Source organism: Mesorhizobium sp. M0208, assembly GCF_040322015.1.
Taxonomy (GTDB): domain Bacteria; phylum Pseudomonadota; class Alphaproteobacteria; order Rhizobiales; family Rhizobiaceae; genus Mesorhizobium.
This window is the reverse complement of the sequence record NZ_JAMYSP010000003.1, coordinates 157314-174852: the sequence shown is the minus strand read 5'-3', so window position 1 is coordinate 174852 and position 17539 is coordinate 157314. Positions and strand designations below refer to the sequence as shown.

Genomic DNA, 17539 nt, shown 5'->3' with positions numbered 1-17539 from the left:
TGCTCGTCCGATGGTCACTGATGCCCGCCAGCGCATCGACAAGTGGCTGTTCTTCTCGCGCGCGGTAAAATCGCGCACGCTGGCAGCCAAGCTGGTCGTCGCCGGACGCGTCCGCATCAATCGCGACAAAGCAGCGCAGGCTTCCGATACGGTCCGGCCGGGCGACGTTTTGACCATCACGCTGGAGCGGCGGATCTTCGTCTGGAAAGTCCTTGGCACCGGCGTACGGCGTGGCCCGGCCGAAGAGGCCCGCCTGCTCTACGAGGACATGTCGCCGCCCCCCGCGCCCAAGGGCGAGGCGCTTCCGGATGCGGTGCCGCCGTTGCGCGAGGCCGGCAGCGGTCGCCCGACCAAGAAGGAACGCCGCCAGACCGACCACCTGCTCGGCGACGATTGAGCAAGGTCGAACGCCCGCTTTGCCGGCCTTCCGGAATTCCATTCCGGAAACCGCGGCACCGCTGGCAGGGGCCGCCCTTGCCACCAGCGGACAAAGGCGTTACCTCACCAAAAAAGCCCAACAAAATGGGACGTCCCGGAGCCGACCAATGACCTATGTCGTGACCGACAATTGCATAAAATGCAAATACATGGACTGCATCGAGGTCTGTCCGGTCGACTGCTTCTACGAAGGTGAGAACATGCTCGTCATCCACCCGGACGAGTGTATCGATTGCGGTGTCTGCGAACCGGAATGCCCGGCCGACGCGATCAAGCCCGATACCGAACCGGGCCTTGACAAATGGCTGCAGATCAACACCGAATATGCCGAGAAATGGCCCAACATCACCGCCAAGAAGGAGCCGCCGGCCGACGCTAAAACTTTCGATGGCGAAACTGGCAAGTTCGAGAAATATTTCTCCCCCGAGCCCGGCGAAGGCGACTGACGAGCCGGCCAGCTGCGGCGGCCTGACGCCGCTTAACAGACGTGATACATTAACTGCCTTGACAGGCGGCGACGGCGCGTGGCCTTCGCGCGTGCAGCAAAACCTTGATTCTTCCGACTTTTTGTGTTATATGAGCCAAACATGCCGGTGACACAACGTCGATTTATGGCGCAAACGCCCCAAATCACTGAAAGGTGAATTTCTCAATCCGGACCAGAGCGATCTGGGGCAGGCGGTCGCAATGTTGCGATTTGCCGGTCCTGGCCTTTCCGGTGAGTTCATCGTTGTGTGGCTAGGGACCGGTCACCCCGGTCGCACGAGTTCGGGCCGGCACGATGCCGGTACCACAACAAGGAGTTCAGGGCGTAATGGCAACGATCACCCCGCAGAAGAAATCCACCGCAGCGCGCCACGGTTTCAAGACCGGCGAGTACATCGTTTATCCGGCGCATGGTGTCGGCCAGATCGTCTCGATCGATGAGCAGGAAGTCGCGGGCCACAAGCTGGAGCTGTTCGTCATCGACTTCCAGAAGGACAAGATGCGCCTCAAGGTGCCGGTCGCCAAGGCGACCTCGATCGGCATGCGCAAGCTGTCGGAAGAGGACTATGTCGAGCGCGCGCTGAAGGTCGTGCAGGGCCGCGCCCGCGTCAAGCGCACCATGTGGTCACGCCGCGCCCAGGAATATGATGCCAAGATCAACTCCGGCGATCTGATCTCGATCTCGGAAGTGGTGCGCGACCTTTACCGCGCCGATAACCAGCCGGAGCAGTCCTATTCCGAGCGCCAGCTCTACGAGGCGGCCCTCGACCGCATGGCCCGCGAGATCGCGGCCGTCAACCGCATGTCGGAGACCGAAGCGGTGCGCCTCATCGAGGTGAACCTCAACAAGGGGCCCAAGCGCGGCGCCAAGGCCGACAACGAGGAAGCCGAGCAGGAAGAAGCTGCCTGAGCCTTTTCGCCTTCGAATTCAGAAAAACCCGGCCTCGCGCCGGGTTTTTTGTTTTGGCTGACCGGTAATGGCCATTCTAGCTCTTGCCGCCGCCTTCCCGTTCCGCCTCCTGCTTCAGCGTGGCGATGAACCGCTTGGTCCGCTGGCGCTCGGGGTTGCTGAACAGCACCGCGGCCGGCCCTTGTTCGACGATGTTGCCGGCATCGAGGAACACCACTTCCCGCGCGATCTTCGAGGCGAGCCGCAGATCATGCGTCGCCATCACCATGGTCGTGCCCTCGCTGGCGAGCTTGCCGAGCACGTCGACCACCTCCTGCGCCAGTTCCGGATCAAGTGCAGAGGTCGGCTCGTCGCAGAGCAGGACTTTCGGCGAAGGCGCCAGCGCCCGGGCAATCGCTACGCGCTGCTGCTGGCCGCCTGACAGCGTCGCCGGCCAGGCGTCGGCCTTATGCGCCATGCCGACCTTTTCGAGCAGGGCGAGCGCCCGTCCGGCGCTCTTTCCTTGGGCCATTTCAGCACCGTCACCAGCCCCTCCATGATGTTCTCGATCGCAGTGCGATGCGGAAACAACTGGAAATTCTGGAACACCATGCCGGTCTGCAGCCGCAGTCGCTGGATATCCCTGGTCGAGACCCTGCCGCCGGGGTGGAATTCGAGTGCATCGTCGCCGATCCGCACCGTGCCTGAAGTCGGCAGCTCGAGCAGGTTGATGCAGCGCAAAAGCGTGCTCTTCCCGCCGCCCGACGGCCCGACAAGCGCCGTGACGCTGCCTTCCTCGATGGTGACGGTCACGCCCTTCAGCACCAAATTGTCGCCGAAACGCTTTTCGATGTTGGTGAGGCCGATCATGCGCGCGCCTCCAGGAAGCCGCCATAACGGTTGAGCCGCGTTTCCAGCCGCGCCTGCAAGGCCGACAGCACGGAGCTCATAATCAGATAGAGGGCCGCTGCTTCGACATAGAGGATCAGCGGCTCATAGGTGGTGGCGACGATGCGCTGGGCCGCCTGGAACATCTCCGGCACGGTGATGGCGGCAGCGAGCGAAGTGTCCTTGACCAGCGAGATGAAGGTGTTGGACAGCGGCGGCACGGCGACGCGCCCCGCCTGTGGAAGAATGGTGCGCCGCATTGCCTGGGCCCAGGTCATGCCGATCGAATAGGCCGCTTCCCACTGGCCCTTGGGCACCGAACCGATGACGGCGCGGATGATTTCCGACGAATATGCGCCGATGTTCAAGGTAAAGCCGATCAGTGCTGCCGGAAAGGCGTCGAGCAGGATGCCGACCGATGGCAGGCCGTAGAAGATCAGGAACAGTTGCACGAGAAGCGGCGTGCCGCGGAATATCCAGACGTAGAAGCGGACCACGGCGACCAGCGGTTTGGGACCGAACAGCCGGACAAGCGCCACAACCAGGCCTAGGACAAGACCGAATGCAAACGACAGCAGCGTCAACGGCACGGTGAAGATCAGTGCGGCCCACAGCAGTGTAGGCAGGGATTCCAGCATCAGTTGCAGCCAGTGCGGCACGAAGGCTCCTCCTTGCCAGATTGCCGTCGCTCATATCACGCGAAAGCGGCGGGCCGTCAAAAGACAGCTCGCCGCGATATGAACGACGCGGGCCGGCGTTCGGCCCACACGAGAAAGCCGTTTTACTTCGAAACGTCCTGGCCGAAATAGGTGTCGGCGATTTTCTTGTAGGTGCCGTCGGCCTTGATGTCGGCCAGCGCCTTATTGATGGCGGCCACCAGTTCCGGATCGCCCTTGCGCACGATGACGCCGGAATAGTCGGCGTTTTCCTCCTGCGCGGCAATCTTCACATTGGCGTCGGGCTTGTGCTTCTTGAAGTCGAGGAAGGACAGGCTGTCGTTGATGGTGGCGTCGGCGCGGCCGGTAAGAAGAAGCTGGATCGACTGGTCGAAGCCGTCGGTGCCGACGAGTTCGGCGCCGTTGGTTTCAGCCAGCTTGCCGAAGTTCGAAGTCAGCGACTGCGCCGCCTTCTTGCCCTTGAGATCGGCGAAGCTCTTGATATCGGTGTTGTCGCCACGCACGATCAGCACCGCCTTGGAGGCGATGTAGGGATCCGAAAAGTCATATTTGGCCTTGCGCGCCTCGGTGATGCCGACCTCGTTGATGACGGCATCATAGCGGTTGGCATCGAGACCGGCGATCAGCCCGTCCCATTTGCCTTCGAGGAACTGGGCTTTGACGCCGAGGCGCTCGGCGATGGCCCGCGCGATCTCGACGTCGAAGCCGACGAGCGCGCCGGAAGCATCATGATAGGTGAAGGGCGCATAGGTTCCTTCCGTGCCGACCTTGAAGACGCCGGACTGCTTGATCTGGTCGAGATTGGCGCCGGCATGACCGGCGGCGATGGCCAGAACCTGCAGCGTTCCGGCGATAATAAGCGATTTGAGCCATTTCATTTTTCTGTGATCCCGTCCTTGGCCGATGTCCGGCGTCATTGCGAGTGCCGGAAAATGACAGATGCGCGATGCCGGAATAAGAAACTAAATTTCAAAAATCTCGCGCCCTTGAAATCCAATTCTCAACCAGCAGTTCCCGGCGCCATCCGGCTGAGTCAAGGCCGGTGGCGAATCGCCTGGAACAGCGCAATCGACATGACAGTCCGGGGGAACATTCCCCCGCATGGCACGTTCTTCGCTGTTGTAGGGCGCGGCGCCGCCATTTCAACCATCGGCGCCAACTCACGATTCGATCGCACCGCAACGCCTGAAGCAGGAGCGCGGCATGATGGAAGACAGTGCAGGACGGACCATGGTTCGCGCGGCGATGAAAGCCCCTTATCTGGAACGTGACGAAGAGCATCTCCTGGCGCTGCGCTGGAAGGAAAACAATGACCAGCACGCGCTGCACCGCATTACAGTCGCGCATATGCGGCTGGTCATTTCCATGGCGTCGCGGTTTCGCCACTATGGCCTTCCGCTGGGCGACCTGATCCAGGAAGGCCATGTCGGGCTGCTGGAGGCCGCGGCCCGTTTCGAGCCCGAGCGCGAGGTGCGGTTCTCGACCTATGCGACATGGTGGATCCGCGCATCGATGCAGGACTATATCCTGCGCAACTGGTCGATCGTGCGCGGCGGCACCAGCTCCGCGCAAAAGGCGCTGTTCTTCAACCTGCGGCGTCTGCGCGCCCGCCTGGCAAACGGCGCCGAGCAGACGTCGAATGCCACGCTCTACCGCGAAGTGTCGGCGGCTCTCGGGGTATCGGAGGCCGATGTGGCGATGATGGATTCCCGCCTTTCGGCGCCGGACAGCTCGCTCAACACGCCGCTTGCCGACGATGCGGGCGCAACCGAGCGGATGGAGTTCCTGGTTTCGGATGACCCGCTGCCCGATGAGGTGGTCGGCGACACGATCGACGTTGAACGCCGCTCGGTGTGGCTGAAGACGGCGCTCGGCGCTCTCAATGCGCGAGAGCTCAGGATTATCGAGGAACGCCGGCTGAGCGACGAGGGCGCGACGCTCGAAGCGCTTGGCGAAACGCTCGGCATCTCGAAGGAACGTGTCCGGCAGATCGAGGCGCGCGCCATGGAAAAGCTCAAGGCGGCGCTGGTAAAGCAGAATCCGGAATTTCTCGCGGCCTGAATCGCGTCGGCTGCTATTTGTCGGTGACGATCTTGACCTTGTCGCCGGCCGAAACCGCCGCACCCGGCGACAGCGCGTTGAGCACCCTGAACAAATCCAGCTTGCGGTCGACGCCGACCATCTGTGCGGCCAGGGAGCCCATTGTCTGGCCGGGCTGCACCGTGACGATGCGGATACGCAGTGGCTTCAGTGCTGCCTTCTCGGCAGCACTCAGGATGCGGAATGAGCCGCTGACCGAGCGCGCCACCGTGCTCAGCGACGTGCTGGCCGACGGTGCAGCAGTCAGCAAGCGGTAGACCTGGCCGCCGGCGCGGATCACCGCAATATCGAATTGCCAGCCATCGGCGCCGGCATGCGCGGTCGCCGCTTCGTTGCCGTTGATCGTTTCCTGACGCACGCTGCTGTCGTCGAGGCCGGCAACCCAGCCGCTGCGGATGTAGTCGGTCAGCGAGCGGTCCTTGTCGATCGAAACGCCGTCGAAGCGGATTGCCATGTCGCCCGGGCCTGTGGCCGTCACCGCCGCCGCCGAATTGTCGATGATGAAGCCGTTGGGCACTGAGAACGACACGCCGAGGCCAGGATGCAGGAAGGTTTCGCCGCGCACATAGCCTTCCTCCGGCGTGTCGCCGTAGAGCAGCCCGTCTATGCCGGCAAGGAATGAATCGCGGTCGCGCGACCCGACACCGGGCGCGCCGAACTGGCGGGCGTGGCGCTGCGCGAGATCGATACGCTGCGGCGTGTTGGGGTGCGTCGCCAGGAAGTCGAGGCTGGCGTCGGTGGCGCCGCTGATCGAGCGGAAATCGGTATAGGCCGACATCGACTGCAGGAAGCGGCCGGCGGCGTAGGGGTCGAAACCGGCTTCGCCGATCGACTTGATGCCGATGGCATCGGCCTCCAGCTCCTGATTGCGCGAGAACTGGGCCAGCCTCAGCTTGCCGCGGATCAGCGCCGCCTTGGCCGTCGGGTTGTCGCCGAGCACGTCCGAAACGACCTTGGTCGCCAACCCCTCTTCGGCTTCCAGCTGCTGGCGCTGCAGACCATGATTGGCCGTAACGTGGCCCATCTCATGCGCAATGACGGCGGCAAGCTCGGCTGAATCGTTGGCCAACGCCAGCAGGCCGCGGGTGATGTAGAGATAGCCGCCCGGCAGCGCGAAGGCATTGACGTTGGGCGAGTTGAGGATGGTGATGCGGTAGGTCTGGGTCGGGTTGGCCGACACCACGGTCAGTCTGCCGACGACCTTGGCCACCATGCGCTCGAGCTTGGGGTCGGAATACTCGCCGCCATAGGTGGCGAGGATGCGCGGGTGCTGCGCCTTCGCCAGTTCGGCGAGCCTGCTGTTAGCGGCGACATTGTCGACCGTAATCGGCTTGTCGGAGGGCTGGAAGCCCGATTCCTGCACGTCGGGAGGCGTGAACATCTGGCAGCTTGCCAGCGCCACGGCAAGACCGGCCAGCGCAAGAAAGCGCGCCAGCGGTTTCAGCCTCCGATTGTCGATGCCGGTCGGCAGGTCGGCTTCCTTTCAAGTCCTGGGACGTGACCGCGAAAATCGGGCGCGATTTCCGGAAAGCATCACGCGCAAAATCAAGTTCTACGGCGTCCTTCGTGCGTCCGACAGATACGAGGCAGCAAGGGCAAATCACGGTCTAAGCCGGACCAGTTCCTGGCGGACCTAGCCACACTACCTCGACCATGGCAAGCAAGCGCCGCTTCGCCTTCCGCCGGTTTGACCATAAATTATGTCCGCTTCCGGGCAACATCTCGTGATCCAGTCGCAAACGGACCCGAGCCGATATAGCGTCGGAATGCCTCCGGTCCAGCCCCAACGAAAAAATCGGCGGCGGTGCCGGTCGCGGCAACCGTGCCACCGTCCAGGAAAACCATGTTTTGGCCGATACGGCGCGCATCGTCCGGCTGGTGCGTGACGAATAGCACCGTCATGCGCTGCTCCGAATGGACGTCGGCCACGAGGTCGAGCATGTCGTCGCGCAGTGCCGGTCCGAGCGAAGCGAACGGCTCGTCAAGCAACAGCACCGGCCGGTCGCGCACTAAAACCCGGGCGAGCGCGACGCGCTGCCGCTCGCCGCCGGAGAGTTCGCGCGGCAGTCGGCTTTCCTTGCCGGCAAGGCCGACGCGCTTCAGCGCTGCGGCGATTGCGGCGCGGTCAGCCTCGCTCAGCCTGAGCGAAGGCGAGCGGCCGAGCCCGACATTCTGCTCGAGGGACAGATGGGCAAACAGGTTGTTTTCCTGGAACACCATCGATACCGGCCGCGCTGATGGCGGCGCAGTGCTGACGTCGGCGCCGCCGATGAGCACGCGGCCTGACCGTGGCGCTTCGAAACCGGCCACCAGATTGAGCAGTGTCGACTTTCCCGAACCGCTCGGCCCCATGATGGCGGTGATTTCCGACGCCGGGAAATCGACATCGAATATAAGCGGCGTTTCACCATAGCTGAACGAGACATTATCGAGCCGCACGGCCGCGCCTTTTTCCACCGAAATGGACCGTTCCGGGCTGATCGGCATCATGATTTCTCCCTCCTTCCCATCCAGTCCGCGGTCAGCACCAGCGCCAGGCAGACAAGGCCGAGCACCAGCGCCAGCCCGGCCGCATCCTCGGTGCGGTAACTGCCCATGCGGGCCAGCAGCAGGTAGGGCAAGGTTTGCACGGAATCGCTGCCGAACAGCGCAATGACGCCAAGATCGCCGAGCGACAGCGCCATGGCGAAAGCGAAGCCGGTGGCGAGCGGCCGCCGCAGCGACGGCCAGTCGACCAGCCGCAACCGGTTCCAGCCCGAGATGCCAAGCTGTGCGCAAAGCCGTTCGTGGCGTTCGCTCGCCGCGTCATAGGCAGGGCGGATGGCGCGGATGGCGAACGGCATCGCCATCACCGCATTGACCGCAACGACCATGACAGGGGCGATCGCAAAGACATCGCTGACGGTGCGCAGGAGCAGGAACCAGCCGGCGCCGATGACGATGGGCGGCACCACCAGGACGAACCCCGCACCGGTGTCGGCCAGATGCTCGAGCACCGTCCGCCGGCCTGTCCGCCGGGTGAGCGCCAGCGCCCGGCGCGCCATGACCAGCGACAGCGACAGCGCCAGGGAGAGCAGCGCCGATAAGACGGACAGCACGGCACTGGTCGCCGTCGCTTGCCGCACCGCGCTCTCGCCGGCAAGGCGGCCGAGATCGGCGCCAAGCCCGGCCGCCAGCGTGGCCGCCATCGGCCCGGCGACAAATAGCAGTGCCAGCCCGATCACCAGCGCGTTCAGCACGGTCTCGGCCGCACCGGCTAAAAAATACCGGCGCGGCGCCACCGGCAGATTGGCGTCGCCGGTCATATTGGCGCCAAGCCGCGTCAAGGCCAGCACGACCACGAAGGTCAGGGCAATCTGCAGCAGGGTCAGCGTCACAGCCCGCGCCGGGTCGAAGTCGAAACGCAGCGCCTGGTAGATGGCAACCTCCAGCGTCGTCGCGCTGGGTCCGCCGCCGAGCGTAAGCACGATGGTGAAGGAGGTGATGCACAGCATGAAAACGAGCCCGGCAACGCCCGGCAAGGCCGCACGCAGCGGCGGCCATTCGATCAGCCGGAAGGCCGGCGCAGCACCCATGCCAAGCTGGCTCGCCAGCCGCCATTGGTCGGCCGGCACGATCTGCAACGCCTCCAGGAACAGCCGCGTCGCCAGCGGCAGGTTGAAGAAGACATGGGCGACGAGTATGCCCGACAGGCCATAGATGCCGGGCCAGCTCTGGCCGCCTAGCGCGCCCAGCGTGCCGGCAAAATAGCCGGCGCGGCCATAGAGTGCCAAGACACCGAGTGCGGCAACAATGGCCGGCAGCGCCAGTGGCACGGCGAAAAGCTGCAGGATAAAGCCTCGCCCGAAAAACTGTGGATGCCGCGACAGGGCACGCGCGACGAACAGCGCTGGCGCGACGGAGAGCAGGGTCGACAACAGAGCCTGCCAGAGCGTGAAACGGACGATACGCAAGAGATACGAATCGAAGGCGGAGACAACACCGGACGGGTCGCGCGTGGCTTCGACGACGAGCCCGGTGAATGCACCGCCGATCAGCAACGCGATGGCGGCGAGCGCGACGATGCCGGCGTTGACGCGGGAGTCAGATGATGGTGCGCGTTGCACGCTAGACTACCAGATTCGAGATTCTTAGTGAGGATTGCGTTCCTTCGCGCCCCCCTCTGTCCTGCCGGACATCTCCCCCACAAGGGGTGAGATTGGCAGTTTCAGCGCTCCGCTCATTCCAGCAACATCGGCGACTGGCGAAAGCCGCCGTGCCGTCCGATCTCCCCCCTTGTGGGGGAGATGTCCGGCAGGACAGAGGGGGGCGCCGTAGAGCGATCATCTTCGATCAATCGGCCAAAGCTACTTGCTCATCGCCGCAAGCCACTCATCGACCCAGGCCTTGCGGTGGGCCGCGACTTCCTCCGGGCTGAACAGCAAGGTTTTGGTCGGTTTGACAAGCTTGTCGAACGCCGGATTGAGCGGCTTGTCGGTCTTGCCGGCCGGGAACATCCAGTTGGTTTCGGGAATGACATCCTGGAATTTCGGTCCGGTCATGAAGGCGATGAACTTTTCCGCCAGCGGGTTCTTCGCGCCCTTGGTGGTGATCCCCGCAACTTCGATCTGCAGGTATTCGCCTTCCTCGAAGGACGCCGCCTGGTAGCGCTCGGTGTTTTCGGCGACCATGTGGTAGGCCGGCGACGTGGTATACGACAGCACCATCGGCGCCTCGCCCTTGGTGAACAGGCCGTAGGCCTCGCTCCAGCCTGGCGTCACCGTCAGCACCTTTGCCTTGAGCTTGGCCCAGGCTTCGGGCGCCTTGTCGCCATAGACCGACTTGACCCACAACAGCAGGCCAAGGCCCGGCGTCGAGGTGCGCGGGTCCTGGATGACGATCTTCTCTCCGGCATCGCCCTCGACCAATTCCCTGAGGCTCTTCGGCGGGTTCTTCAGTTTTTCGGTATCGTAGACGACGGCGAAATAGCCATAGTCGAACGGCACGAAAGTATCGTCGCGCCAGCCGCCCGGCACGCTGACATCCGATATGGCGCCATGCGGCGAAAACAGGCCGGTTGCCTTGGCGTCGGCGGTTAAATTGGTATCGAGGCCAAGCACGATATCGGCCTTGGTGGCGGCCCCTTCCAGCTTCACACGGTTGAGCAGCGCCACGCCGTCAGCGACCGAGACGAATTCGACGACGCAGCTGCACTCGGCCTCGAAGGCCTTCTTCACCGCCGGTCCCGGACCCCAATCGGCGGTGAAGCTTTCATAGGTATAGACGGTCAGTCTATCCTGTGCCGATGCCTGCCCTGGCAGGGCGAGCGCGGATGCCGCAAGCAGGACAATCGGGACAAGAGAGTGGAAAAAACTGCGCATCGGCGCCTCCTTCGTTCGCATTGAAAGGAATTGAGGCGCCGGGCTGTCCGAAGCGTCTAATCCCTCCGCCGGTACAAACCGGATCAGGTTCAGCGGGTTGGCAGTCTTGCCTCTCAGCCGGTCCGCGAAGATCGCGTCCGGCACCCCGTTAGAGCGTTTCGACACATAGGCCCGGCCGAAGTGCCGCGCAAGCGGAAGTTTGCCGGGCATCCAAAGCCCAGCCTTCCGTTTCGTCTGCCGTTTCATCTTCCGTTTCATTCTTCCGTTTCTGGGGCAGGGCTGGTAAGGGCCACGAGATATGAGCAAATTCACCATCCTGCTTGGCGGCGATCTCATCCGCACGCCGCTGCTCGACCGCCAGGTCGAAGGCTCGCGCGTCATCGCTGCCGATGCCGGCATCGGCCATGCCCGTATGCTGGGCCTGAGGCCGGAACTCTGGGTCGGCGATTTCGATTCCGTACCTGCCGAGTTGCCGGAGGATCTGGCCGCCGTGCCACGGCAGGTGTTTCCCGCCGAAAAGGACAAGACCGACGGTGAACTCGCTATCGCCGCCGCACTCGAACGCGGTGCGACCAGCCTTGTGCTCGCAGGCGCTTTCGGCGGCAAACGCACCGACCACATCTTCCTGCATCTGGCGCTGAGCGTCCGGCTGGCGGAAGGCGGGACGGACGTGCTTTTGACCAGCGGCGCACAGGAAGGCATTCCCTTGCTGCCCGGAAAGACTGGCTTCGACTATGCCGACGGCACGCTGTTTTCGGTGCTCGGCTTCTCCGATCTCGCCGGCCTGAGCGTCACCGGTGCCAAATGGCCGCTCGACCATGTCGAGGTTGCGTTCGGCTCGTCGCTGACCATTTCCAACGAGGTCAGGGGCCGGTTGGAAATCGCGCTGGCCAGCGGCCGCGCGCTGCTGCTCGCGCATCCTTTTCCCTTACCTGAAAGCTGACATGGCACCGCCGCTTCTCAATCTCGATGGGATAAAGCTGACCTTTGGCGGCACGCCGCTGCTCGACGGTGCCGCCCTGACGGCCTCAGCTGGCGACAAGATCGCCTTGGTCGGCCGAAACGGTTCGGGCAAGTCGACGCTCCTCAAGATCGCCGCCGGGCTGATCGAGCCGCAGGACGGCGAAGTCTTCCGCCAGCCTTCGGCAACCGTGCGCTACTTGCCGCAAATGCCCGACATGGAAGGTTTTGCGACCGTCCGCGCCTATGTCGAGGCGGGGCTCGGGCCCGCCGACGATCCCTATCGCGCCACCTATCTGATGGAGCATCTCGGCCTGACCGGCGAAGAACGGCCGAACGACCTCTCCGGCGGCGAGGCGAGGCGTGCGGCACTCGCCCGCGTCATGGCGCCGGAGCCCGACATTCTCCTCCTCGATGAGCCGACAAACCATCTTGACCTGTCGGTCATCGAATGGCTGGAGGAGGAGCTTGCCCGCACCTCCTCGGCACTGGTCGTCATCTCGCATGACCGCCGTTTTCTCGAGCGCGTGTCACGCGCCACAATCTGGCTCGACCGCGGGCAGACCCGCCGTCTCGACAAGGGCTTTGGCTATTTCGAGCAATGGCGCGACACGGTGCTGGAGGAGGAAGAGCGCGAGCAGCACAAGCTCGGTCGCCAGATCGTCCGCGAGGAGCACTGGCTGCGCTATGGCGTGACAGCGCGGCGCAAGCGCAACATGCGCCGGCTCGGTGAGTTGCAGACCATGCGCCAGCGCTTTCGCGGTCATCGCGGCGCCGAGGGTGCGGCGACGATGACAGCCAGCGACGCCGCCGAATCCGGCAAGCTGGTGATAGAGGCCAGGAACATCGAGAAGAGCTTTGGCGATCTGATCGTGGTCAAGGGATTTTCGACCCGCATCCAGCGCGGCGATCGCGTTGGCTTGGTCGGGCCGAACGGCGCTGGCAAGACGACGCTGTTGAAGATGCTGACCGGCGAATTGAAGCCGGACGCAGGCACGGTGCGGCTCGGCACCAATCTGGAGATCGCCACGCTCGACCAGAAGCGCGAGGCCGTCGATCCACAGGAGACACTGGCGCAGTATCTCACCGACGGTCGCGGCGAGAACCTGGTCATCAATGGCGAACAGCGCCACGTCGTCTCTTACATGAAAGACTTCCTGTTCAAGCCGGAACAGGCGCGCACGCCGGTGCGCGAGCTTTCGGGCGGCGAGCGGGCACGGCTGATTCTCGCCCGCGTTTTGGCGCGGCCGGCAAACCTGCTTGTGCTCGACGAGCCGACCAACGACCTCGATATGGAGACGCTGGAGTTGCTGCAGGAACTGGTCGCCGGCTTTGCCGGCACGGTGATCCTGGTCAGCCACGATCGCGATTTCCTCGACCGCACCGTGACCAGCATCATCGCGCCGGATGGTGATGGCCGCTGGATCGAATATGCCGGCGGCTATTCCGACATGCTGGCGCAGCGCGGCGGCACCAGGCTGGACGACCGCAAGGCGCGGCCGAAGGCAGAGACCAGCGAGGCGACGGCCGCAAGCAGGAGCGACGCGGTCGCTCCCAAGGGCCCGGCAAAGAAACTGTCGTTCAAGCAGAAATTCGCGCTGGAAACCTTGCCCAAGAAGATCGAGGCGGTGTCGGCCTCGATCTCGCGGCTGGAGAACAACATCGCCGATCCGGCCTATTACGAGCGCGACCCGGCCTCGTTCCAGAAGACGATTGCCGCGCTCGACAAGGAGCGCGTCACACTGGCAGCGCTCGAGGAGGAATGGCTGGAACTCGAGATGCTGCGCGAGGAGATGGAGGGGTAATTCGCGAGTTCAAGCGCCTTGTCATTGCGGCTAGACAGGAGTGCGCATATGTTATGCGCATGCTGCGGAGGTGATCATGCGCAAGATAGCTGTGAATGCGGTTCGTCAGCCGGCAAATCTGTCTATCGACTCAAAGCTCATGAAGGAAGCCAAGGGGCTCGATGTTAATGTCTCGCGCGCCGCTGAAGCCGGCATCGCAGAGGCAGTGGCCGCCGAAAAGACGCGGCTGTGGAAGCTTGAGAACCGCGCGACGATAGATGCGTGGAACGAATATGTCGAAAAACACGGTATTCCGCTGGCAGAACATCGGCAATTCTGATGGCGCGCTACGACGTCTTCGCGAGTAGCATCGAAGGCGGCTATCTCCTCGACGTCCAGGCCGATCTGCTCGACCATTTCAAGACCCGGGTGGTCGTCCCGCTGCTGCCGGTTGCGATGGCACCATCACCAATGCGAAGGCTCCATCCCATTTTCGAGATCAATGGTCGGAAATTGGTCATGGCCACCCATTTGATCGCCACGGTTGCGGCGACGGAACTGGGCGAGAGCCGACTGAATCTGACCAGGCATCACGAAGACATCGTGAGCGCGCTCGACATGCTGTTCCAAGGCTTCTGAGCCAAGGAGGCGTTGGGCTGGTGAGCCGGCCTCACCCCGCCGTCTTTGTCTGCCAGGCCTTCAGCGCCTCGTCGAATACCTTCTCGCCGGGAATTCCCTTTTCCATGGTGAGCAGCGCCCGCCGCCCGGTCTTGTAGACGACCGGCACGTCAATCCAGTCCTGACCTCTGAGCAAGGTCAGATTGGCGTCTTCATCCGCCTTGGTGTCGTTGAGCGCAACCAGGAAGAAGCCATCGGCGATCTTGGCCGGGATGCCGATCAGCGGGCTGCCGGCATCCTGCTCGGAGCCCTTCATGGCGACACGCAAGATGTTGTCGACACCGCCGCCCTCGAAGCCATTAGGCGTCAGGAAGATCATCTCGATGATGTGGCTGGCCGGCAGCGTCTGGTCGGTGTTGCGACGGATCGTCATGCGCAACTGGATATCCTTGCCTGGAATGGTCGCCTCGGCACGGATCGCCGGCTCGGGCGGCAGGTCGCCGCCGGGCGATTCCTGCACCAGCGACCAGACGATGTTGCCGGGCTCGGCCGAGCCTTGAGCGGTGCTGGTGCGCTCCTCGTAGAAGATCGCCTTCTGGCCGACGGCCAACGCGGCTTGCGGCGGAACTACCGTCGGTGCCGCTGCCGTCGCGGGCGGTGGGGCGGCCGTTGCAGGGGCTGGCGGAGTAGCTGCAGCATCGGGCGGCGTTGCGGGCGTTGGCGCAGCGGACCCATCGACTGGTGGAGCATTGGCCGTGGCTTGCGTGTCGGCGGGTGCGGCCGGTGCCGGCGCGGCGGGTGCCGGGGTGGTCGGCGCTTGAGCGGCCGACGGCGGCGTGGTCAGTGCGGCGACGGATTCGCCTTCGCCGATGCCCGCCTGCCCGGCCGCGGGGCCGGGATCGACTTCGTGGCCCTCGGGCGTAAGGCGCTGCGTAAACTTCGCGCCCTCGCTGGCCTCCGTCGGAGGCGCGGCGGCCGGTACGGCCGCATCGGCCACCGGCTTGGCCGGGGCTGGTTTTACCAGCGGTTCGGTGGCGACGGCTTTGGTCTCGTCGAGGCCGAGCATGCTGCCGAACGCATCCTTGTTCAGCCAGATGCCATAACCGCCACCGGCAATGACCAGCAGGGCAATGGCGGCGGCGATCACGCCGCCATAGCTGCGCCTGCGCTCGGCAGGATGGAGTCGCTGGAACCTGTCCTCCGCGGGGCCGCCGTCGTTGGAAAAGTCGTCGCCCCGAAAAACGCTGTCTTGGTCATCGGCCGTCGGAAGATCCATATCGGACGGCGGCGGACCAGCGCGCTCTTGAGGAAGAGCGACGGGCTGCGGCTTTTGCCAGTTCGGCACCGCCTTGGCGGGCGTGGACTGCCATGCCGGCCCAGTCTGGGCCGGCCCGGTCTTTGCTGGCCCGGTCGTTGCTGGCTCCGTCTTTGCTGGCTCGGTCTTTGCCGGCTGCCGGACATGGCTGGGCTGGTTCTTGTTGCGGTCGATGGAGGAGAAGATGTCCTCCAGTTCCGCCAGCGGATCGGATGCCGGTGCCGGTTTAGCATATTCTCGCTCAACGCTTGCGATGGCGTCTTCGAGTGCGCGCTTCTGCCTGGCGACATCCGACGGCGCAAACGGCGGATCGCGTTCGGCAATTTTCTTCGCGATCGTCGAACGCGCCATGTCATAAACTTTGGCGCGCACTTCCGCCGACGGCTTATCAAGCTTGTCTAGCGTCTTTTTCAGGGCACCAACAAAATCTACCATGCTTCAGTCGACCTGCATTTGTTTCTGGGCCGGCCCCCGCAAATCAGCCGCAATGCCCGGAAAGGCTGAGAAACTAGTCTTGAAACGGATCGGTCACAAGTATCGTGTCGTCCCGTTCAGGGCTGGTGGAAAGGAGTGCGACCGGCGCGCCGATCAGCTCTTCGATGTGGCGGACGTACTTCACCGCCTGCGCCGGCAGATCGTTCCAGCTGCGCGCGCCGGCGGTGGTACCTTTCCACCCCTCCAACGTTTCGTAGACCGGTTCGACGCGGGCCTGCGCACCCTGGCTGGCCGGCAGGTAATCGATCGCCTCGCCGTCGAGTCGGTAGCCGGTACAGACCTTGATCTCGTCCAGCCCATCGAGCACATCGAGCTTGGTCAGCGCAATGCCCTTGATGCCGTTGACGGCGACAGCCTGGCGGACCAGCACGGCATCGAACCAGCCGCAGCGCCGCTTGCGGCCGGTGACGACGCCGAATTCATGGCCACGCGTGCCCAGGAACTCGCCGATCTCGTTCTTCTGCTCGGTCGGAAACGGGCCTTCGCCGACGCGCGTGGTATAGGCTTTGGTGATGCCGAGCACATAGCCGATGGCGCCCGGGCCGACACCGGAGCCCGCGGCGGCCTGACCGGCAACCGTATTGGACGAGGTGACGAACGGATAGGTACCATGATCGATGTCGAGCAACGTGCCTTGCGCGCCCTCGAACAGGATGCGCTCGCCGGCGCGGCGCTTGTCGTCGAGGATTTTCCAGACGCGGTCCATATAGGGCAGGATCTCGTCAGCGACGGAAATCAGCTCGCTCATGATCGCCTCATGCGTGACTTCGGCATGGCCAAGCCCGCGCCGCAGCGCATTGTGGTGCGTCAGCAGCCTGTAGACCTTCAAGGGTAGCGTTTCCAAATCCGCCAAATCCATCACCCTGACCGCGCGCCGGCCCACCTTGTCTTCGTAGGCGGGACCGATACCGCGGCGGGTCGTGCCGATCTTCGTTCCGGAATTGGACGCGGCGTCCTCGCGGAATCCGTCCAGCTCCCGGTGCAAGGACAGGATAAGCGCGGTGTTTTCGGCTATTTTCAGGCGGTCCGGCGTCACCTCGACGCCCTGCGCCTTCAATTTCGCAACCTCCGCGACGAAAGCGTGCGGATCGAAGACGACGCCATTGCCGATGATGGACAGCTTGCCTTGCCGCACCACGCCGGACGGCAGCAGCGACAGCTTGTAGACCTTGCCGTCGACGACCAGCGTGTGGCCGGCATTGTGGCCGCCTTGGAAGCGCACGACAACGTCGGCGCGCTCCGACAGCCAGTCTACGATCTTGCCTTTGCCCTCATCGCCCCATTGCGAGCCGACGACCACCACATTGGCCATATTTCTTTTCCCTTGAGACGCCGCACGAGCAGCTTGAAAACAGTTCGAAACGACAGGCCTCTATCGCATCGGCCCCCAAAATCGGAATCGATTTTCGGAAAAGCACGACGCGAGGATTAGAGCCTTCCGACGCGTACTTGTAGCGTCCAATTGCACGCACGTCGCTCTATAGCGTCAAGACCCGGCGAGCGCGACCACTCTTTGCCGCCCAAAACGC

17 protein-coding genes, 1 pseudogene and 1 riboswitch are annotated in these 17539 nt (G+C 63.7%); of the genes and pseudogenes, 8 read left to right on the top strand and 10 right to left on the bottom strand.

The window, feature by feature from the left end; genetic code table 11:
* The first annotated feature begins 10 nt into the window (after positions 1-10).
* From NKJ17_RS04630 to NKJ17_RS04620, 3 genes are all read left to right on the top strand, one after another.
* Positions 11-397 (top strand): RNA-binding S4 domain-containing protein, encoded by a 387-nt coding sequence (locus tag NKJ17_RS04630; RefSeq protein ID WP_023680553.1) that lies wholly within the window; start codon positions 11-13, stop codon positions 395-397.
* Positions 398-545: 148 nt separating this feature from the next.
* Positions 546-884, top strand: coding sequence for a ferredoxin FdxA (gene fdxA, locus NKJ17_RS04625; RefSeq protein WP_254816494.1), 339 nt, complete (start codon positions 546-548; stop codon positions 882-884).
* A gap of 368 nt (positions 885-1252) precedes the next feature.
* Positions 1253-1834: a CarD family transcriptional regulator gene (locus tag NKJ17_RS04620; RefSeq protein WP_006327799.1), complete on the top strand. Its 582-nt coding sequence runs from the start codon at positions 1253-1255 to the stop codon at positions 1832-1834.
* A 76-nt stretch (positions 1835-1910) separates the two neighbouring features.
* Here NKJ17_RS04620 and NKJ17_RS34010 read toward each other — a convergent pair whose 3' ends face one another.
* The 4 genes and pseudogenes from NKJ17_RS34010 to NKJ17_RS04605 form a co-directional block, all read right to left on the bottom strand.
* The gene (locus NKJ17_RS34010) at positions 1911-2195 is read right to left on the bottom strand and encodes a hypothetical protein (RefSeq protein WP_502906525.1); all 285 of its coding nucleotides are present in this window, start codon (positions 2193-2195) and stop codon (positions 1911-1913) included.
* A 36-nt stretch (positions 2196-2231) separates the two neighbouring features.
* A pseudogene (locus tag NKJ17_RS34005) lies at positions 2232-2683 on the bottom strand (ATP-binding cassette domain-containing protein); the annotation flags it as partial.
* The gene (locus NKJ17_RS04610) at positions 2680-3360 is read right to left on the bottom strand and encodes an ABC transporter permease subunit (RefSeq protein ID WP_352471183.1); all 681 of its coding nucleotides are present in this window, start codon (positions 3358-3360) and stop codon (positions 2680-2682) included. The gene NKJ17_RS04610 and the pseudogene NKJ17_RS34005, both read right to left, overlap by 4 nt.
* 122 nt (positions 3361-3482) lie before the next feature.
* Positions 3483-4256 carry an amino acid ABC transporter substrate-binding protein gene (locus tag NKJ17_RS04605; protein WP_352454874.1) on the bottom strand — a complete coding sequence of 258 codons (774 nt, stop codon included), beginning with the start codon at positions 4254-4256 and terminating at the stop codon, positions 3483-3485.
* A 325-nt stretch (positions 4257-4581) separates the two neighbouring features.
* Between NKJ17_RS04605 and NKJ17_RS04600 the strand changes: the two genes are divergently transcribed.
* Positions 4582-5439 carry an RNA polymerase factor sigma-32 gene (locus NKJ17_RS04600; protein WP_254816490.1) on the top strand — a complete coding sequence of 286 codons (858 nt, stop codon included), beginning with the start codon at positions 4582-4584 and terminating at the stop codon, positions 5437-5439.
* A 13-nt stretch (positions 5440-5452) separates the two neighbouring features.
* On the opposite strand, the gene NKJ17_RS04595 is transcribed toward NKJ17_RS04600, so the two are convergent.
* The 4 genes from NKJ17_RS04595 to thiB all read right to left on the bottom strand — a co-directional run bounded on the left by NKJ17_RS04595 (position 5453) and on the right by thiB (position 10838).
* On the bottom strand, positions 5453-6922 hold the full coding sequence (locus NKJ17_RS04595) for a M48 family metalloprotease (RefSeq protein ID WP_254817057.1): 1470 nt from the start codon (positions 6920-6922) through the stop codon (positions 5453-5455).
* Between the two features lie 254 nt (positions 6923-7176).
* The gene (gene thiQ / locus NKJ17_RS04590) at positions 7177-7968 is read right to left on the bottom strand and encodes a thiamine ABC transporter ATP-binding protein (RefSeq protein ID WP_352504969.1); all 792 of its coding nucleotides are present in this window, start codon (positions 7966-7968) and stop codon (positions 7177-7179) included.
* Complete coding sequence (gene thiP, locus NKJ17_RS04585) at positions 7965-9584, bottom strand: thiamine/thiamine pyrophosphate ABC transporter permease (RefSeq protein ID WP_352504968.1); 1620 nt, start codon at positions 9582-9584, stop codon at positions 7965-7967. Before thiP ends, thiQ begins: the two co-directional genes overlap by 4 nt.
* Positions 9585-9824: 240 nt before the next feature.
* A complete protein-coding gene (thiB, locus tag NKJ17_RS04580; RefSeq protein WP_352504967.1) occupies positions 9825-10838 on the bottom strand; it encodes a thiamine ABC transporter substrate binding subunit in 1014 nt (337 codons plus the stop codon).
* Between the two features lie 43 nt (positions 10839-10881).
* Positions 10882-10996: riboswitch (TPP riboswitch) on the bottom strand.
* A 140-nt stretch (positions 10997-11136) separates the two neighbouring features.
* Between thiB and NKJ17_RS04575 the strand changes: the two genes are divergently transcribed.
* The 4 genes from NKJ17_RS04575 (at position 11137) to NKJ17_RS04560 (ending at position 14221) form a co-directional block, all read left to right on the top strand.
* Positions 11137-11781, top strand: coding sequence for a thiamine diphosphokinase (locus NKJ17_RS04575; protein WP_352504966.1), 645 nt, complete (start codon positions 11137-11139; stop codon positions 11779-11781).
* A gap of 1 nt (position 11782) precedes the next feature.
* Complete coding sequence (locus tag NKJ17_RS04570; RefSeq protein WP_352504965.1) at positions 11783-13603, top strand: ABC-F family ATP-binding cassette domain-containing protein; 1821 nt, start codon at positions 11783-11785, stop codon at positions 13601-13603.
* Between the two features lie 76 nt (positions 13604-13679).
* Complete coding sequence (locus NKJ17_RS04565; RefSeq protein ID WP_254816484.1) at positions 13680-13922, top strand: type II toxin-antitoxin system CcdA family antitoxin; 243 nt, start codon at positions 13680-13682, stop codon at positions 13920-13922.
* The gene (locus NKJ17_RS04560) at positions 13922-14221 is read left to right on the top strand and encodes a CcdB family protein (protein WP_352504964.1); all 300 of its coding nucleotides are present in this window, start codon (positions 13922-13924) and stop codon (positions 14219-14221) included. The genes NKJ17_RS04565 and NKJ17_RS04560 overlap by 1 nt, the downstream gene beginning before the upstream one ends.
* A 31-nt stretch (positions 14222-14252) precedes the next feature.
* Here NKJ17_RS04560 and NKJ17_RS04555 read toward each other — a convergent pair whose 3' ends face one another.
* Together NKJ17_RS04555 and NKJ17_RS04550 are read right to left on the bottom strand one after the other, a co-directional pair.
* Positions 14253-15950, bottom strand: a complete 1698-nt coding sequence (locus tag NKJ17_RS04555; protein ID WP_352687214.1) for a hypothetical protein — start codon at positions 15948-15950, stop codon at positions 14253-14255.
* A gap of 73 nt (positions 15951-16023) precedes the next feature.
* Positions 16024-17322, bottom strand: coding sequence for an adenylosuccinate synthase (locus tag NKJ17_RS04550; protein WP_352504962.1), 1299 nt, complete (start codon positions 17320-17322; stop codon positions 16024-16026).
* Positions 17323-17539: the final 217 nt, after the last annotated feature.